This is a genomic window from Pseudoduganella sp. UC29_71, assembly GCF_042693265.1.
Lineage (GTDB): Bacteria > Pseudomonadota > Gammaproteobacteria > Burkholderiales > Burkholderiaceae_D > Rugamonas.
Window position 1 is genome coordinate 62,481 of record NZ_CP170549.1, and the last position, 17,002, is coordinate 79,482.

The 17,002-nt window shown below is 64.4% G+C and carries 15 protein-coding genes and 2 pseudogenes; 9 read left to right on the forward strand and 8 right to left on the reverse strand.

Going from position 1 to position 17,002, the window contains the following annotated elements:
• Positions 1-13: 13 nt before the first annotated feature.
• From pyrE to ACFJI2_RS00260, 3 genes are all read left to right on the forward strand, one after another.
• On the forward strand, positions 14-679 hold the full coding sequence (gene pyrE / locus ACFJI2_RS00250) for an orotate phosphoribosyltransferase (RefSeq protein ID WP_056398217.1): 666 nt from the start codon (positions 14-16) through the stop codon (positions 677-679).
• Between the two features lie 81 nt (positions 680-760).
• Entirely contained in the window at positions 761-1,132 is a 372-nt protein-coding gene (locus tag ACFJI2_RS00255; RefSeq protein ID WP_107878129.1) for a hypothetical protein, read from the forward strand.
• Complete coding sequence (locus ACFJI2_RS00260) at positions 1,132-1,989, forward strand: alpha/beta fold hydrolase (RefSeq protein WP_377703250.1); 858 nt, start codon at positions 1,132-1,134, stop codon at positions 1,987-1,989. Before ACFJI2_RS00255 ends, ACFJI2_RS00260 begins: the two co-directional genes overlap by 1 nt.
• 187 nt (positions 1,990-2,176) lie before the next feature.
• On the opposite strand, the gene gatB is transcribed toward ACFJI2_RS00260, so the two are convergent.
• From gatB to gatC, 3 genes are read right to left on the reverse strand one after another with little or no spacing between them, the layout of a single operon-like run.
• Entirely contained in the window at positions 2,177-3,637 is a 1,461-nt protein-coding gene (gene gatB, locus ACFJI2_RS00265; RefSeq protein ID WP_377703251.1) for an Asp-tRNA(Asn)/Glu-tRNA(Gln) amidotransferase subunit GatB, read from the reverse strand.
• A gap of 25 nt (positions 3,638-3,662) precedes the next feature.
• Positions 3,663-5,144, reverse strand: a complete 1,482-nt coding sequence (gene gatA / locus ACFJI2_RS00270) for an Asp-tRNA(Asn)/Glu-tRNA(Gln) amidotransferase subunit GatA (RefSeq protein WP_377703252.1) — start codon at positions 5,142-5,144, stop codon at positions 3,663-3,665.
• A 12-nt stretch (positions 5,145-5,156) separates the two neighbouring features.
• Complete coding sequence (gene gatC / locus ACFJI2_RS00275; protein WP_107877847.1) at positions 5,157-5,459, reverse strand: Asp-tRNA(Asn)/Glu-tRNA(Gln) amidotransferase subunit GatC; 303 nt, start codon at positions 5,457-5,459, stop codon at positions 5,157-5,159.
• Positions 5,460-5,734: 275 nt separating this feature from the next.
• Between gatC and ACFJI2_RS00280 the strand changes: the two genes are divergently transcribed.
• The 6 genes and pseudogenes from ACFJI2_RS00280 (at position 5,735) to ACFJI2_RS00305 (ending at position 13,126) form a co-directional block, all read left to right on the forward strand.
• Positions 5,735-6,778, forward strand: a complete 1,044-nt coding sequence (locus tag ACFJI2_RS00280) for a rod shape-determining protein (protein WP_056398240.1) — start codon at positions 5,735-5,737, stop codon at positions 6,776-6,778.
• Positions 6,779-6,880: 102 nt separating this feature from the next.
• A pseudogene (gene mreC / locus ACFJI2_RS00285) lies at positions 6,881-7,946 on the forward strand (rod shape-determining protein MreC).
• Entirely contained in the window at positions 7,943-8,455 is a 513-nt protein-coding gene (gene mreD, locus ACFJI2_RS00290) for a rod shape-determining protein MreD (protein WP_107877843.1), read from the forward strand. Before mreC ends, mreD begins: the two are co-directional and overlap by 4 nt.
• Positions 8,456-8,475: 20 nt before the next feature.
• Entirely contained in the window at positions 8,476-10,728 is a 2,253-nt protein-coding gene (gene mrdA / locus ACFJI2_RS00295; RefSeq protein WP_377703253.1) for a penicillin-binding protein 2, read from the forward strand.
• 9 nt (positions 10,729-10,737) lie between these two features.
• Positions 10,738-11,852, forward strand: a pseudogene (gene rodA / locus ACFJI2_RS00300) (rod shape-determining protein RodA).
• Positions 11,849-13,126, forward strand: a complete 1,278-nt coding sequence (locus tag ACFJI2_RS00305; protein WP_377703254.1) for a septal ring lytic transglycosylase RlpA family protein — start codon at positions 11,849-11,851, stop codon at positions 13,124-13,126. Before rodA ends, ACFJI2_RS00305 begins: the two are co-directional and overlap by 4 nt.
• On the opposite strand, the gene ACFJI2_RS00310 is transcribed toward ACFJI2_RS00305, so the two are convergent.
• The 5 genes from ACFJI2_RS00310 to ACFJI2_RS00330 are packed head-to-tail and all read right to left on the reverse strand — an operon-like array spanning position 13,127 to position 16,978.
• Positions 13,127-13,813 carry an SPOR domain-containing protein gene (locus tag ACFJI2_RS00310; protein ID WP_377703255.1) on the reverse strand — a complete coding sequence of 229 codons (687 nt, stop codon included), beginning with the start codon at positions 13,811-13,813 and terminating at the stop codon, positions 13,127-13,129.
• A gap of 12 nt (positions 13,814-13,825) precedes the next feature.
• Positions 13,826-14,725: a type III pantothenate kinase gene (locus ACFJI2_RS00315; RefSeq protein ID WP_377703257.1), complete on the reverse strand. Its 900-nt coding sequence runs from the start codon at positions 14,723-14,725 to the stop codon at positions 13,826-13,828.
• Positions 14,722-15,507 (reverse strand): biotin--[acetyl-CoA-carboxylase] ligase, encoded by a 786-nt coding sequence (locus ACFJI2_RS00320; protein ID WP_377703259.1) that lies wholly within the window; start codon positions 15,505-15,507, stop codon positions 14,722-14,724. Before ACFJI2_RS00320 ends, ACFJI2_RS00315 begins: the two co-directional genes overlap by 4 nt.
• A gap of 6 nt (positions 15,508-15,513) precedes the next feature.
• Entirely contained in the window at positions 15,514-16,293 is a 780-nt protein-coding gene (locus ACFJI2_RS00325) for an SDR family oxidoreductase (RefSeq protein WP_377703260.1), read from the reverse strand.
• Positions 16,294-16,306: 13 nt separating this feature from the next.
• Positions 16,307-16,978, reverse strand: coding sequence for a thiol:disulfide interchange protein DsbA/DsbL (locus ACFJI2_RS00330; protein WP_107980845.1), 672 nt, complete (start codon positions 16,976-16,978; stop codon positions 16,307-16,309).
• Between the last annotated feature and the right edge of the window lie 24 nt (positions 16,979-17,002).

Genomic DNA, 17,002 nt, shown 5'->3' on the forward strand with positions numbered 1-17,002 from the left:
CTTACGAGGCATTATGAAAAATTTACGGCAAGAGTTTATCGCGTTTTCCGTGGCAACGGGAGTTTTGCGCTTCGGCGAGTTCACCACGAAGGCGGGCCGCCAGTCGCCGTACTTCTTTAACGCCGGCCTGTTCCATGAAGGCGCCACGCTGGCCCAGCTGGCCCAGTTCTACGCGCAAACCCTGCTGGATTCGGGCGTCGAGTTCGACATGCTGTTCGGCCCAGCCTATAAAGGTATCACGCTCGCGTCCGCTACCGCCGTGGCGCTGGCCGGCAAGGGCCGCAATACTTCCTTCGCGTTCAACCGCAAGGAAGCCAAGGACCACGGCGAGGGCGGCACCATTGTCGGCGCCAAGCTGCAGGGCAAGGTCGTCATCATCGACGACGTGATCTCGGCCGGCACCTCGGTGCGCGAATCGGTGGCCATGATACGCGCCGCCGGCGCCGAGCCGGCCGCCGTGCTGATCGCACTGGACCGCATGGAGCGCGGCGCCAAGGATGGCGTGATGTCGGACCTGTCTGCCGTGCAGGAAGTGGCGCAGACCTACGGCATCCCCGTGATTTCGATCGGCAACCTGGATGACCTGTTCACCTATCTGTCCGGCGCGGCGGCCGATCCTGCCCTGCAGCAATATAAAGAGAAGGTGGCGGCTTACCGCGCGCAATACGGCGTGGCCTAAAGCCAAGCCGGCGCGCCTCACACCCGGCAAGCGTATGCTAGACTGTATTTTCTTTGCTGTAACATTGACGCTGGAGCAACAATGAACATTGCAACACTGAAGGTATATGGCGACGCGGATGCGCTGGCCGATGTGCGCGACGGCCTGCCGGCCGAGCCGGACAGCGACTGGAAAAAGGGCGATGTGCGGCCGGACGGCCGGGTGCGCATCGACTCCGGCTTCTATGTGAACTTGGCCACGGACAAAAATCCGATGGCTTTGCTGAAGCAGGTGCACGGCTTCCTGATGGAATGCCAGGCGCGCGGCATTTCGTTCAATGCGCCGAATATCGAAGCCGAATTGCGCATCGCCTATGTCTGCGATCCCGCTCCGGGATCGCCCACGCTGGATTTCTCATTGGCGGAATTGACGCTGCTGATAGAAATGGGCATTACTCTCAGCATCACTTCCTGATGCGTTTCTCTGAAGACCGGCTGGCCCGTTTTAAAGGACGGGGCGGGGCGGAGCGCACCATCCATATTTGGGAGCCCTCCCAGCCGCGCGCAGTCATTATGGCGCTGCATGGTGCGTTGGCACATGCGGGCGATTATGTCACGCCGGCACTGTATTTCCGCAGCCACGGCATTGCCACCGCCAGTTTCGATATGTGCGGGCACGACGGCAAGCGCCGCGCCGATATTCCCGATTTCGATATTTTCCTCGATGAGGCGGAATTATTCCTGCAGTGGGTAAAGAAGAATTACCCGGATCTGCCGGTATTCGTCATGGGCCATTCCATGGGGGCGTTGATTGCCACCAGATTCGGCTTGGAGCGATTGCGCCGCAGCGATGAAGTGCAGGGATTTATTTTATCGTCGCCGTATTATGTGAATGCGGTAAAGATATCGCCGCTGCTGCAGAAAATGTCGGGCCTGCTGGCGCGACTGGTGCCGAGAATGAAAGTGCCACTGGCCTCGTTTACCGATGTATTAACGCACGATGAGGTAATTACGGCGCGTCATCATGTGGATGAGAGCGACGGCACGCGCGCGACCGAATTGACGGTGCGTTTCGGGCATGCGTTGAGCGAGGCGCAAAAGGGGCTGGTGGAGAAAATCCCCGGCTGGCGGTATCCCATTTTTGCGGTTGTGGCGGGCGACGATAAATTGGCCGATGCCAAGGCTGCTGAAGCCATGCTGACCTCGATAGACGGCAATCTGCTGCGCTATAGCTATCAGCTGAAGAATTACCACGAGAATTTCAACGAGACCAATCGCGAAGAAATCTTCGCCGATATCCTCGCCTGGATGCGGCCTCGCATCGGTTCCTGATTCCCTGTTGTGTGAACGCAGCCCCAACGGCTGCTTTTCGCCCTTGACATGCTAAATGTTGGCGCGATTGTGCTCAAATGTGGCGGGTTACGCTGCCCTAACCGGCCCTACGGTAAGCATGTTGGCCGCGCTCCGCCAATAAAAAAAGGCGCCCGTAGGCGCCTTCCGCGTGGCCGCTGAAAGAGTATCAGCCGGTCAGTTTCTTTTTCAGCAGTTCCGTCAGCTGGGCAGGATTGGCTTTGCCTTTGGATGCTTTCATGGCCTGTCCAATCAGCGCGTTAATTGCCGCTTCCTTGCCCGCACGGTATTGCTCTACCGATTTCTCGTTCGCTGCCAATACATCATTGACGATGGCTTCCAGCGCGCCGGTATCCGAAATCTGCTTCAGGCCCTTGGCGTCGATAATCGCATCGACCAGATTTTCGTCGGCCGAATTGGCTTCCCACATGGCGCCAAAGATTTCTTTGGCGATCTTGTTGGAAATAGTGCCGTCCGCAATACGCTTCAGCATGGCAGCCAATTGCTCCGGTTTGACCGGCGCAGCGCCGATTTCGGTATTCTCGCGGTTCAGGGTGGAAGAAACATCACCCATCAGCCAGTTGGCTGCGGCTTTTGCATTTTCCTTGCCGGCTTTGGCGACCACGGCTTCGAAATAAACCGCCATGGCTTTGGATGAGGTCAGAATTAGCGCATCATATTCCGGCAGCACATATTCCTCGATAAAGCGCGTGCGCATTACGCCCGGCAGTTCCGGCATATCGGCTTTCACACGCGCAATCCAGTCTTCCGAAATGGCCAGCGGTGGCAGATCCGGGTCCGGGAAATAACGGTAATCCTGCGCGTCTTCCTTGCTGCGCATTTGACGCGTTTCTTTTTTATCCGGATCGTATAAACGGGTGGCTTGCACCACGGTGCCGCCGTCTTCAATCAATTCAATCTGGCGGCGCACTTCAACGTGAACGGCTTCCTCGATAAAGCGGAAGGAGTTCAGGTTTTTAATTTCGCAGCGGGTGCCGAATTCCGTTGCGCCTTTTGGACGCACGGACACGTTAATATCGCAGCGGAAAGAACCTTCCTGCATATTGCCGTCGCAAACACCCAGCCACATCACCAGGCCGTGCAGCGCCTTGCAATACGCCACGGCTTCGGCCGCGCTGCGGATTTCCGGCTCGGACACGATCTCCAGCAGCGGGGTGCCAGCGCGGTTCAGGTCGATGCCCGACATGCCGTGGTAATCCTCGTGCAGCGATTTGCCGGCGTCTTCTTCCAGGTGGGCGCGGGTCAGGTTGACGGTCTTGGTGACGAACTTGCCATCCTTCTCGTAGCCGAAGGTCAGCGCCCCGCCCTGGACTACCGGGTCTTCGAACTGGCTGATCTGGTAGCCTTTTGGCAAGTCCGGGTAGAAGTAGTTCTTGCGCGCAAAGATGGATTGCGGCGCGATCTTGCCGCCCACGGCCAGGCCGAAGCGGATGGCGCGGTCCACGGCCATTTTGTTCATGACTGGCAGCACGCCCGGCAACGCCAGGTCAACCGGGCTGGCTTGCGTGTTCGGCTCCGCGCCGAACTTGATCGGCGAGCCGCTGAAGATTTTCGATTCGGTAGTGAGCTGCACGTGGTTCTCAATACCGATGACGACTTCCCATTCCATATTTCTGTTCTCGCTTGTTGGGTAGTTAGATGCCGCTCGGGGCTTGCTTGTGCCACTCGGTCGCTTGCTGGAACTGGTGTGCCACGTTCAGCAGCTTGGCTTCGGCAAAATAGTTGCCGATGATTTGCAGGCCGACCGGGCGCTTGCCGTTCTTGTCGCCCTGGCCGAAGCCGCAAGGGATGGACATGCCGGGCAGGCCGGCCAGGCTGGTGGACAGCGTATAGATGTCGGCCAGGTAGTTGGCCACCGGGTCGGACTTGGAGCCCAGGTCCCAGGCCACGGTCGGGGCCACCGGACCCATGATCACGTCGCACACGGCGTTCGGGCCGTTCAGCACGGCTTCGAAGTCCTGCGCGATCAGGCGACGGATGCGCTGCGCCTTCAAGTAGTAGGCGTCGTAGTAACCGTGGCACAGCACGTAGGTACCGACCATGATGCGGCGCTGCACTTCCGGGCCGAAACCTTCGGCGCGGGTCTTCTTGTACATGTCCTGCAGGTCCTTGTAGCCGTCGGCGCGGTGGCCGAAGCGCACGCCGTCGAAGCGCGACAGGTTGGACGAGGCTTCCGCCGGGGCGATCATGTAGTAGGCGGGAATCGACAGCGCGGTGTTGGGCAGCGAAATGTCCACCAGGCTGGCGCCCAGTTCCACGTATTTCGCCAGCGCGGTGCGCACGGCCGCTTCCACGTCGGCCGCCAAGCCTTCGCCGAAGTATTCTTTCGGCACGCCGATGCGCAGGCCGGCCAGCGGCTTGTCCAGGTCGCGGCTGAAGTCTTCCTCGATGCCGCCTTGCTCGGGCGTCAGGCTGGTGGAGTCACGCTCGTCGAAGCCGGCCATGGCGTTCAGCAGCAGGGCGCAGTCTTCGGCGGTTTGCGCCATCGGGCCGCCCTGGTCCAGCGAGGAGGCAAAGGCGATCATGCCGAAGCGCGATACGCGGCCATAGGTCGGCTTGATGCCGGTGATGCCGCAGAAGGCGGCCGGCTGGCGGATCGAGCCGCCGGTGTCGGTGCCGGTCACGCCCGGCGCCAGGCGCGCGGCCACGGCGGCGGCGGAACCGCCCGAGGAGCCGCCCGGCACGGCCGCGTGGTCCCATGGATTCTTCACGGGGCCGAAAGCCGAGTTCTCATTGGCCGAGCCCATGGCGAATTCGTCGCAGTTCAGCTTGCCCAAGGTGACCATGCCGGCAGCGTTGAACTTCTGCACGACGGTGGCATCGAAGGGGCTGACGTAGTTGGCCAGCATTTTCGAGCCGGCGGTCGAGCGCCAGCCCTGGGTGACGAAAATATCCTTGTGCGCGATCGGCACGCCGGTCAGCGGGGTGGCGGTGCCGGCGGCGATGCGCGCGTCCGCTTCGGCCGCTTGCGCCAGCGTCAGGGCGCGGTCCACGTGCAGGAAGGCGTTCAGCTCGCTTTTCTCGATGCGGTCCAGGAAATGCGTCGCCAATTCGGTGGCGGAAATGTCTTTGTTCTGCAGGAGCGTGGACAGCTCTTTAATGGTTTTGGTATGCATGGACATTATTTCTTAATCAATCACTTTTGGTACCAGATACAAGCCGTCTTCGGTTTTCGGCGCCACTTTTTGATAATGTTCGCGGCGATTCGGCTCGGTGGCCACGTCCTCGCGCAGGCGCAGGGCGATAGTGTTCATATGGGCCGCCAGCGGGTGGCTCAGCGGGGCAACGCCGGTGGTGTCCACGGCCTGCATCTGCTCGGCCAGCGCGAAAATACCGTTCAGCTGTTCCAGGGCGGTTCCCGCCTGGGTTTCGCTCATTTCCAGTTGTGCCAGGTTGGCGATGCGTTTTACGTCGGATAGTGTCAGGGACATGGCGAGAAGCGCGGCGGACCGCGCGGTTGTGGTTTTGATAAAGAACTTGTAAATCCGGCTATTTAACCTTGAAAACCCTGCAATTACCGCGTAATTTACGCGTTGCAGCGCCGCACTTTAGAGTGGATTAATGGTAAATAACATTCGAATTATAAGGTAGAATGGCGGGTTGATGCGTAGCTGGCGCCGTGCCCATGCAAGCACAGGCCGCCGCCGCCTCCACGGATACTCCCTATAACTGCCCGCGCGTGCGGGCAACGCGCCACAGGATACTCATGTTTGGTTTTTTACGCAGGTATATTTCCACCGATCTGGCCATTGACTTGGGCACGGCCAACACCCTGATTTACGTACGTGGTTCCGGCATCGTGCTGGACGAACCGTCGGTAGTAGCGATCCGCCAGGAAGGCGGCCCGAACGGCAAGAAAACGATCCAGGCAGTCGGCAAGGAAGCGAAGCAGATGCTGGGTAAAGTGCCTGGCAACATCGAGGCGATCCGCCCGATGAAAGACGGCGTGATCGCCGACTTCACCGTCACCGAACAGATGCTGAAGCAGTTCATCCGCATGGTGCACGATTCCAAATTCTTCCGCCCGTCGCCGCGCATCATCATTTGCGTGCCGTGCGGCTCGACCCAGGTGGAACGCCGCGCGATCCGCGAATCGGCGCTGGGCGCCGGCGCCTCGCAGGTGTACCTGATTGAAGAACCCATGGCAGCGGCCATCGGCGCCGGCCTGCCGGTGTCGGACGCCACCGGTTCGATGGTGGTCGACATCGGCGGCGGCACCACGGAGGTGGGCATCATCTCGCTGGGCGGCATGGTGTACAAGGGTTCCGTGCGCGTGGGCGGCGACAAGTTCGACGAAGCCATCGTCAACTACATCCGCCGCAACTACGGCATGCTGATCGGCGAACAGACCGCCGAAGCGATCAAGAAAGCCATCGGTTCGGCCTTCCCGGGCTCCGAAGTGAAAGAGATGGAAGTCAAGGGCCGCAACCTGTCCGAAGGCATTCCGCGCTCGTTCACCATCTCGTCCAACGAGATCCTGGAAGCACTGACCGACCCGCTGAACAACATCGTTTCCGCCGTGAAGAACGCGCTGGAACAGACCCCGCCGGAACTGGGCGCGGACATCGCCGAAAAAGGCATGATGCTGACCGGCGGCGGCGCACTGCTGCGCGACCTGGATCGCCTGCTGATGGAGGAGACCGGCCTGCCGGTGCTGGTGGCCGAAGACCCGCTCACCTGCGTGGTGCGCGGCTCCGGCATGGCGCTGGAGCGGATGGACCAACTGGGTTCCATCTTCTCCTACGAATGATCTGAGTAAGCGGGGCGGCCAGGAGCCGCCCCGCTGCTTTATAAGCTGGTTTTTCAGGCTAAGGCCGTTCGGTGGCGCGCGAGCGCCGGATTATTGGAAGTCATGGAATACAGTCCTCCGCCACTCTTCAAACAAGGCGCGCCCGCACGCGTCAAGATGACGCTGTTCGCCTGCATTTCGATTGCGCTGTTGTTGGCCGATGCGCGCATGCACGCACTGACCACGGTGCGCCAGGTAGTCGGCACGGTGCTTTATCCGCTGCAGATGGCGGCGCTCATGCCCGCGCGACGCGATCTACGGCGTCGGCGATTATTTCTCCTCATTGTCCTCGCTGGAAAAGCAGGTGCGCGACTTGCGCCAGCAGCAGATCGTCACTGCCCAGGCTTTGCAGCAGGCGCAGCTCCACAGCACGGAAAACGCGCAGCTGCGCAAGCTGCTGGACGCGCGCGAGCACGTGCCCGGCAAGTCCATGCTGGCGGAAATCCTGTACGACGCGCGTGATAGCGCCAGCCGCAAGGTGGTGCTGGACCGCGGCGGCCAGGCCGGCGTGCAGCTTGGCCTGCCGGTGATCGACAACCAGGGCGTGGTGGGGCAGGTGACGCGGGTGTTCCCGTTCACCTCCGAAGTCACGCTGCTGACGGACAAGGAGCAGGCCATTCCGGTGCAGCTGCTGCGCAACGGCCTGCGCAGCGTGGCGTATGGACGCGGCCAGTCCGGCCAGCTGGACCTGCGCTTCATGGCGCCCAATGCGGACGTGCAGGTGGGCGATATCCTGATCACTTCCGGCATCGATGGCGTGTATCCGGCCGGCCTGGCCGTGGCGCGCGTGTCGCAGGTGGAGAGCAACGGCAACGGCGCCTTCGGACGCGTGGTGTGCCAGCCGCTGGCCGGCATCCAGAATCATCGCCAGCTGCTGATCCTGATGTCGCCGCCGGACCTGCCGCCACGGCCGCCCGAGGAAGAACCGATCAAGCCGGCCAGGAAGGGCAAGGCAGCCAAGGAGGCCAAGGAGGCCGCCGCAGCTGCAGCAGCGGCAACGCCGGCCGCCGCCGGCGCGCCTGCCGGCGTCGTTGCCGGCCCCGCCGGTGCTGCACCTCCTGCTGCTGCTGCACCTGCTGCCGCCGCCAAGCCGCCCGCTGCCGCCGAACCCAAGAAGGACACGCGATGAATCGCCCACACTACATCCTGCTGCCGGTCAGCCCGCTGTTCATTGCCTTCAGCCTGCTGTGCGCTTTCCTGCTTAACCTGCTGCCCTGGGGGCACTTCGTCGGCGCGCCGGACTTCGTGGCGCTGACGCTGGTGTTCTGGGGCGTGCACCAGCCGCGCAAGGTCGGCATCGGCACCGCCTTCTTCCTCGGCCTGCTGATGGACGTGCACGACGCCACGCTGCTGGGCGAGAACGCGCTGGCCTACACGCTGCTGTCCTACTTCGCCATCATGATGCACCGCCGCGTGCTGTGGTTCCCGATGATGACGCAAGCCGTCCACGTTTTCCCGCTGCTGCTGATGGCGCAGCTGGTGCAGCTGCTGGTGCGCTTCTTCGTCTCCGGCAAATTCCCCAGCTTCTGGTACTTCATCGAAAGCGTGGTGGCAGTGGTGCTGTGGCCGGTGATCTCCATGCTGCTGCTGGCGCCGCAGCGCCGCGCGGTGGATAAAGACCACACGCGCCCCATCTAGGGCCTGGACTCAACCCTGCAATGACTGAACTAAAGAATACCGAACGCGAACTGCACCTGTTCCGCCTGCGCGTGTCGGCGCTGGGCCTGCTGGTGTTCGTCTGCTTTGCGCTGCTGCTGGCGCGCTTCGTCTGGCTGCAGGTGCTGCACCACGACCACTACATGACGCAGGCCGAGGAAAACCGCATCGCCTTCGTGCCGGTGGTGCCGAACCGCGGCCTCATCGTGGACCGCAACGGCGTGGTCCTGGCCAGCAACTACTCGGCCTATACGCTCGAGATCACGCCGTCCAAGCTGCGCGTGCCGCTTGAACAGGTGATCGACGACCTGGCCAAGCTGGTGTCGGTGGAGCCCAAGGACCGCAAGCGCTTCAAGCGACTGCTGGAGGAAACCAAGAGCTTCGAAGGCGTGCCGCTGCGCACCCGCCTGACGGACGAGGAAGTGGCGCGCTTCACCGCGCAGCGCTTCCGCTTCCCAGGCGTGGAAATCCAGGCGCGCCTGTTCCGCCAGTATCCGCTGGGTGAAACCGCCTCGCACGTGCTGGGCTATATCGGCCGCATCAACCAGAGCGAAGCGAAGGTGATCGAAGCGGGCGACGATGCGCGCAACTACAAGGGCACCGAGCATATCGGCAAGGAAGGCCTGGAAAAGAGCTACGAGAAGCAGCTGCACGGCATTACCGGCTACGAGGAAGTGGAAGTGTCGGCCGGCGGCCGCGCGGTGCGCACCTTGTCGCGCACGCCCGCCACGCCGGGCAATAATCTGATCCTGTCGATCGACATCAAGCTGCAGAAAGTGGTGGAGGACGCCTTCGGCGAATGGCGCGGCGCGCTGGTGGCCATCGAGCCGGAGACCGGCGACATCCTGGCCTATGTGTCGCGCCCCGGCTACGACCCCAACCTGTTCGTGGACGGTATCGATACGCAAAGCTGGAACGAGCTCAATACCTCGCTGGACAAGCCCATGGTGAACCGGCCGCTGTCGGGCACTTATGCGCCCGGCTCCACCTTCAAGCCTTTCATGGCGCTGGCCGCGCTGGAGCTGGGCAAGCGCACGACCAGCCAGGCCATCGGCGATCCGGGCTTCTTCTACCTGGGCGCGCACAAGTTCCGCGACGACGTGGTGGGCGGCCACGGCACGGTAGACATGCGCAAGTCCATCGTCGTGTCCTGCAACACCTACTACTACATGCTGGGCCGCGACATGGGCATCGACGCGATCCACGACTTCATGAAGCCGTTCGGCTTCGGCCAGCCGACCGGCATCGACCTGGATAACGAAAAGACCGGCGTGCTGCCGTCGCAGGAATGGAAGCGCAACCGCTTCAAGAAGAACCCGCAGGCGGGCAAGTGGGTGGGCGGCGACACGATCTCCATCGCCAACGGTTCCGGCTACAACGCGTACACGCCGCTGCAGGTGGCGCAGGCCGTGTCCATCCTGGCCAACAACGGCGTGGTGATGAAGCCCCACCTGGTGAAGATCGTGGAAGATGGCGCCACCCGCGCGCGCACGCTGACGGTGCCGAAAGAAAGCTACCGCATTCCCCTCAAGCAGGAGAACGTGGACTTCATCAAGAACGCCATGGTGGGCGTGACCAGCGAGCCTGGCGGCACGGCTTACCGCGCCTTCACCAACGCGGGCTATGCGGTGGGCGGCAAGACCGGTACGGCGCAGGTGGTGGCGATCAAGGCCAACGAGAAGTACAACGCGGCCAAGATCGACGAGCGTCTGCGCGACAACGCGTGGTTCACCGCGTTCGCGCCGGCGGAAAAACCGAAGATCGTGCTGGCCATGATTGTCGAGAATGCGGGCTTCGGCGGCGCGGTGGCCGCGCCTATCGCGCGCAAGGTGCTGGACTACTACCTGCTGGGCAAGCTGCCCGAGAAGGACACCACCAAGGTGCCGAAGGAAGATGCGGAAGACTTCGAGCCGGTGCTCGACCCGGCCGACGAGGAGGCCGCAGCCGCCGTCAACGAACAGCGCAGCGCGGCCGGCGGTGCTGCGCCTGCGGCCGCAGGTGCAGCCGGTGCAGCCGCCGTTGCCGGGGCGCCGGCAGGCGCTCCGGCCGCTGCTGCGGGCGCGGCGGGCAAGCCTGCCGTGGCGCCCAAGCCGCAGCCGGTGCAGAATCCGCCGCTGATCCAGACTCCGCCGCCGCAGGCGCCGACCGCGCCGCGCAAGCACGCCACCGTGGTGCCGCCGGGCGGGCAGCCGCATGCGCAGCCACCTGCCGTAGTGCCGCCTGCGCCGCCCGCGCAGCCGCGCAAGAAAGAATAAGGGACGCGTATGCGTATTAACGAAAGGCGCTCGCTGTGGCGCCGCATGAAGCCCTATCTGACCGTGTTCGACGGTCCGCTGATGCTGATCATCACCTTCCTGCTGGGGACCAGCCTCGTAACGCTGGTGTCTGCCAGCATGGGCATACCCGGCAAGATCGAGGACCAGGTTCGTAACATCTGCATGTCCTTCCTGATGATGTGGATGGTGGCAAACGTGTCGCCGCAAATGATGATGCGCATTGCGCTGCCGGCCTACGTGATTACGGTGGCGCTGCTGCTGGCGGTGGCGACGGTGGGCACCATCAAGCTGGGCGCGCGGCGCTGGCTGCACATCGGCGTGGTGGACATCCAGCCGTCCGAGTTCGCCAAGATCGCCGTGCCGCTGATGCTGGCCTGGTTCTTCCAGCAGCGCCAGGGTACGCTGCGCTGGCATTCCTACGTCATTGCGGCGGTGCTGCTGGTGATCCCGGTATTCCTGATCGCGCGCCAGCCCGACCTGGGCACTGCGCTGCTGGTGGTCATGGCGGGCTTCTGCGTGATCTTCCTGGCCGGCCTGTCGTGGAAAGCGATCCTGGGCCTGGCCCTGCTTGCGGGCGCCAGCCTTCCGGTGGCTTGGTCTATGATGCACGACTACCAGCGCGAACGCATCATGACGCTGATCGATCCGACCACCGACCCGCTGGGTAAGGGCTTCCACATTATCCAGTCCACCATTGCGGTGGGCTCGGGCGGCATGATGGGCAAGGGCTGGAAAGAGGGCACGCAGGCCCACCTGGAATTCATCCCAGAGCGCACCACCGACTTCATTTTTGCGGTGTACTCCGAGGAATTCGGGCTGATGGGCAATCTGTTCCTGATGCTGCTGTACCTGCTGCTGATCGGACGCGGGCTGATGATCGCCGCCAACGCGCCTAACTTTTTACCCGCCTGCTGGCGGGAGCCGTCACGATGATTTTCTTTACCTACGCATTCGTCAACATGGGCATGGTCAGCGGCATCCTGCCGGTGGTGGGCGTGCCGCTGCCGTTCATGAGCTACGGCGGCACCGCATTGCTGACATTGGGACTGGCATCCGGCATCCTGATGAGCATCCAGCGCCACCGCAAGCTGGTACAGACATGATGCGCCGCCTGAACGTAGGCGCTGCGCTGCCGCTGCTGTCCGCGCTGGCGGTGCTGCTGGCGCTGGCCGGCTGCGGCAGCGCGCCGCAGCAGCCGACGCCGGCGGCCCGTCCTGTCCCCGGCGCCAAGCCGGCGGCCAAGCCGCACCAGGAACCCGGCGTGCCGGTGCTGCCTCCCGCGAACTCGGGCCGTGGCGGCTACTACCAGGACGACGGCCCGGGCGAGAATCCGCCGCCGAATTTGATGGCAACGCCGGATGCGGAAGTGCGCAATGAGCCGCCCAATCCGCGCAACAACAAGCCCTACGTCGTGTTCGGCAAGACTTACACGCCGATCACGGACCCGGACAAGCCCTTCGTGCAGCGCGGCCTGGGCACCTGGTATGGCAAGAAGTTCCATGGCCAGCGCACCTCGTCCGGCGAGATCTACGATATGTACAAGATGTCCGCTGCCCATCCGACGCTGCCGATTCCGTCCTACGCCAAGGTGACGAATCTGGACAACGGCAACCAGGTGGTGGTGCGCATCAACGACCGTGGACCGTTCCATTCCACGCGCGTCATCGACGTTTCCTACACGGCGGCCCTGAAGCTGGGATTGCTGGGCAAGGGCAGCCACCAACTGGAAGTGGAGCGCATACTGCCGGCCGACGCGGAACGTTTCAATGCGTCGCGTGCGCAGGCGAAGGCGACAGCCTCCGCGGCGCCAGCCTCCCCGCCCGCCGCGCCGCCCAAGCCGCGCGCGCCGGCGGAGATGGCGGCCATGCTGTACCCGCAGCCTTCGTTCGGCTCCGCGCCGGGCGCCGGCGCCGTGGCGGCAGGCGCAGTGGCAGCTGGCGCAGCGGCCAGCGGCGGTGCTGCCGGCGCTGCTGCCGGTGTTGCTACCAGTGTCGCTACCAGCGTTGCTACCGGCGTTGCTTCGGATGCAGCCCCGGTGCCGCAGCCTTTGCAGGCCATGCCGCGCGCCGCGCCGCTGATCCTGACGCCGGTGTCCGGCAGCGAAGCCAGCCTGTCTCCGGCGGCAGTGACCGCGCCGGCCGGCGCCACTGCTAGCGGTTTCTATCTTCAATTGGGTGCGTATGGCCGCAAGGAGAATGCCGAGGCGGTGCGCGCGAAGCTGGCGATGGACGGCGGCCTGAGCGGCCTGGAAATCGTGCCGTCGGGCGATGTGCACCGCCTGTATGCCGGTCCTTACGCCACCCGGCAGGACGCCGCGCAAGCCATCCCCGGCCTGCCGGCTGCCATGGGCCTGAAGCCCCTCATCATCCAGCGCTGATTATTTGCAGCTGCGGCTTTCCTGGTTCGGGAAGGCTTTCAGCTTCTCGTCCAGCTGCGCCCTGACGTCGCTGCCGATGTCGCGGAACTGGAAGGCCAGCAGCTTGCTGGCGCTCATGCGCGGCGTCACACGGGCGCTATGCACGCCTTGTTTCTGCAGCGTAGCCAGCTGGCTTTGCGCGGCCGCCTCCGTTTTGAACACACCCAGCGAAATAGCCCAGCGCATGGCGGTATTGTCCGACATGACGAAGTAATTGGTCACGCCCAGCGCGCGTAGCTCGGCCGTTTTCTTGTCGGCGGCTTCCTTGCTGCCCTGCGGCGGGATGTGCACGATGTAGCTGGAAATCTCGGTGCCGGGCAGGTTGCGGCGTGCCTGGCGGTCGCCCAGGTCAAGTGGCGCCACGGCCGCTTCGAAGCGGCGCGCGTCGGCCAGCACAAAGTTGCCGATCTCGTAGCAGGCCACGGTTTCGGCCTTCTTTTCCGCCGGCGTGTCGGCGGCCGGCTTGAGCGCGGCCACGGCGGCGTTGGCCCTGGCGGCCGGGATCAGCACCAGCTTGTCCGCGTTCTGCTGATTCTTCAGGCGCGCCGGTTCACGCTCGTTGCCGCTGAAATGGCCGAGATAGCCCTGTCCATAGGCGTACAGCACGCCGTTCACAGCAAGCAGCAACCAGAAGATAAGTTTCAGCACGAGAGTCCCCAGTCAGACGCTGCCGGCAGCAGCCTGCAATCCGATCAGCACGATATTGTCCACCAGGCGGTGCGGTATGCCGGCCGGCAGGGCCGGCGCGATATAGGCCGCTGCGCCGCCCGAGATCAGGCAGGCTTGCGCCTGGTGCAGCGCGCATGCGTGCTCGATGGCGCCGGCCTGCGCCGCCAGCAAGCCGCTCAGGATGGCATCGTCGGTGTTGTCGGCGAATCCAGACGGCAGCTTACCGCCTTGGGCCACCTGCGGCAACTGCGCCGTATTGCGCGCCAGCGAGGTGGCCATCAGGCCCAGGCCCGGCAGGATCATCCCGCCCAGGAAGCGGCCGTCGGCCGTCACCGCGTCGATGGTGGTGGCGGTGCCGCAGTTGGCCACGATGACGGACTGGCCGGGCGCCAGCGCGTGCGCGCCGATGGCGGCGGCAAAGCGGTCGCAGCCCAGCTGCGCGGGATTGCGGTAGCCGTTCTTCACCCCCGCCCGCTCGGGCAGGGAAGCGAACCATTCGATCGCCTCCGGCGCAACCAGCAGCCCGCCTGCCGCCAGGCGTCCAGCGCCGCTGGCGCCGGGCGCGGGCTGCAATGGGGCGGCGGGCACTGCCGGAGGCGTGGCTTCGGCGGTGCCGGCCGTTGCGTCGGCGCCGGTGGTGAGCATGCGCGTGAGGCGGTCGCGCAGCGCCGTGCCGGCGACGTTGGCGGCCAGTACCCGGCTGACGGCTGGACGGCCTGCCGCCACCTGGGCGGCGTGCGCGGCGTGCCAGGCGGCGGGCAATTGGGCGGCGTCGGCGTGCATGACGGCGCCATAGGCCAGCCACGTGCCCAGCGCGGCGGCGGGCGCAGGCGCGGAGTCGATCAGCGCCCATTTGATGCGGGTGTTGCCCGCGTCGATCAGCAGGATCATGGCGCCAGCCTCAGCGACACATCGCCCGACAGCACGGCCACGCGGCCTTGCGCGGTGTCCAGCAGCAGGCGCCCGGAGCCGTCCACGCCGGCGCTCAGGCCTTCGTGCAGCGTGTCGCCATGGTCCAGGATGCGCACGGTCTGGCCGCGCCACGCCTGCAGGCGGTTCCAGCGCTCGGTGAAGGCGGCGAAGCCGGTGTCGTCGAATTCGGCCAGCACCGACGCCAGGCGGTTCAGCAGCGCAGCCATCAGCTCATTGCGGTCCATCTGCGCCAGCCATGGCGCGGACGCCACTTCGCGGCCGATGTCGGCCTCCAGCTGGTCCGGCATCAGCAGGTTGATGCCGGCGCCGATCACGGCCCAGATGGCGCCGTCCTGCGCGGTTTGCGTCTCCACCAGGATGCCGGCCAGCTTGGCACCGTCCTTCAGCAAGTCGTTCGGCCACTTCAGCTGCACCGGCACACCCAGCACATTCATCGCCTCGGCCAGCGCCACGCCCACCGCCAGCGGCAGGCCCACCAGGTTTTGCAGCGGCCCCTTGAAGCGCCAGGCCAGCGAGAACGTCAGCGTGGAGCCGGGCTGCGACAGCCAGGGCCGCCCGGCGCGGCCACGGCCGGCGGTCTGGCGTTCGGCGATCAGCAGCACCGGGCCGCGCAGCGCGTTCACGCGCTGCAGCAGGTCGATGTTGGTGGAGCCGGTTTCGGCCACCACTTCAATCGCCACGTGGTTCGCGCATTCGGCGCAATGGCGCGCAATGGCGGCCGGAGTCAGTTGCATGGTCATGGTGCTCTATGGTGCGGGCGTGCGCAGGCGCGCCTTGTGCGGCGCTTTCGCGAAGGCGAAGTCGTAGACGGCGTTGGGCAGCATGCGCAGCACCTTCGCCACCACCCCCATTTGCCAGGGAATGACGGCGTAGCTGTTGCCGCGCTCGATGGCGCGCATGGCGGCGGCCGCGAATTTGTCGGGCGCCATCAGGAAGGGCATGGGGTAGGCGTTGCGCTGCGTCATCGGCGTATCGATGTAGCCGGGCGAGATCGTCACCACGTCGATGCCGTGCGGTTTCATCTCCAGCCGCAGCGATTCGCAGTAGCTGATCACCGCCGCTTTCGAGGCGCTGTAAGCGGCCGCGCCGGGCAGGCCGCGGATGCCCGCCACGCTGCCGATGCCGACCAGCCGCGCCGGCGTTTTCTGCAGCTTCATTGCGGCGATGAAGGGCGCGAAGGTGGCCACGGTGGCGTTCAGGTTGGTGGCAATGATGGACTCGAACACCGGCAAGTCTTCCGCGTATTCGGTGAGCGTGCCGTGCGAGATGCCGGCGTTGGCGATGACGATGTCGGCGCCGCCGGTGTATTCGATGAAGTCCATGGCGGCCGCGCGGATGGCGGCGTGGTCGCGCACATCCACCGCGTAGGCGCGGTGCTTGTCAGGGAAGGGCAGGGAGGCGATCAGCGCCTGCAGCGACTCGCCGCGCCGGGCCAGCAGGCCGAGCGTGGCGCCGTGCTGCGCGTACCGCAGCGCCAGCGCGGCGCCGATGCCGCTGGACGCGCCTGTGATGAATACGCGTTTCAACGGCGGCCCATGTTTATTTCTTTTCCGCTTTCGCCTTGGCGACGAGGAAGTCCATCACCTGCAGCGCGGCAGTCTGCAGTTCGGCTTCGGACGGGTTGCCCTGCATGCCGGCTGCGGCCAGGTGCGGCGAGGCCTGGAAACGGCCGTCCACGATCAGCGTCGGCCAGGAATCGATCTTGTACGAGTCCATCATGCCGTCGGCGCGCTTGACCTTGGCCTGCACGCCGAAGGAGCGGTAGGTGTCGATGAACTTCTGGCGGTCGATGCCGTTGGCGGCCACCCAGTCGAACACCTGCTCGTCGCGGTTCAGGCGGTTGCGCTCCACGTGCATGGCGTTGAATACCTTCTTGTGGTACTGCGGCAGCAGGCCCATGGCTTCCAGCGTGAAGAACAGCTTCTGCTGCGGCAGCACGCTTTCGTCGCGCGGCACGTGCACGCGCTTGAAGACTATGTTGTCGCCCTGCTTCTTGACCCAGGCTTCCAGCATGGGTTCCAGGTTGTTGCAGTGCGGGCAGTAGTAAGCGAAGAACTCGATCACTTCGATCTTCTTGCCGGTGTCGGTCGGCTGCGGCGTGGCCAGCGTCTGGTATTCCACGCCGCTGATCGGCGCGGCCGGGGATGCGGTGGCGGCGAAGGCCACGCTGCACAGTGCTACTACGCTCAGGAGCTGCTTCAGGATACGCATGCGGATTTCCTTATTTCTGCTTGT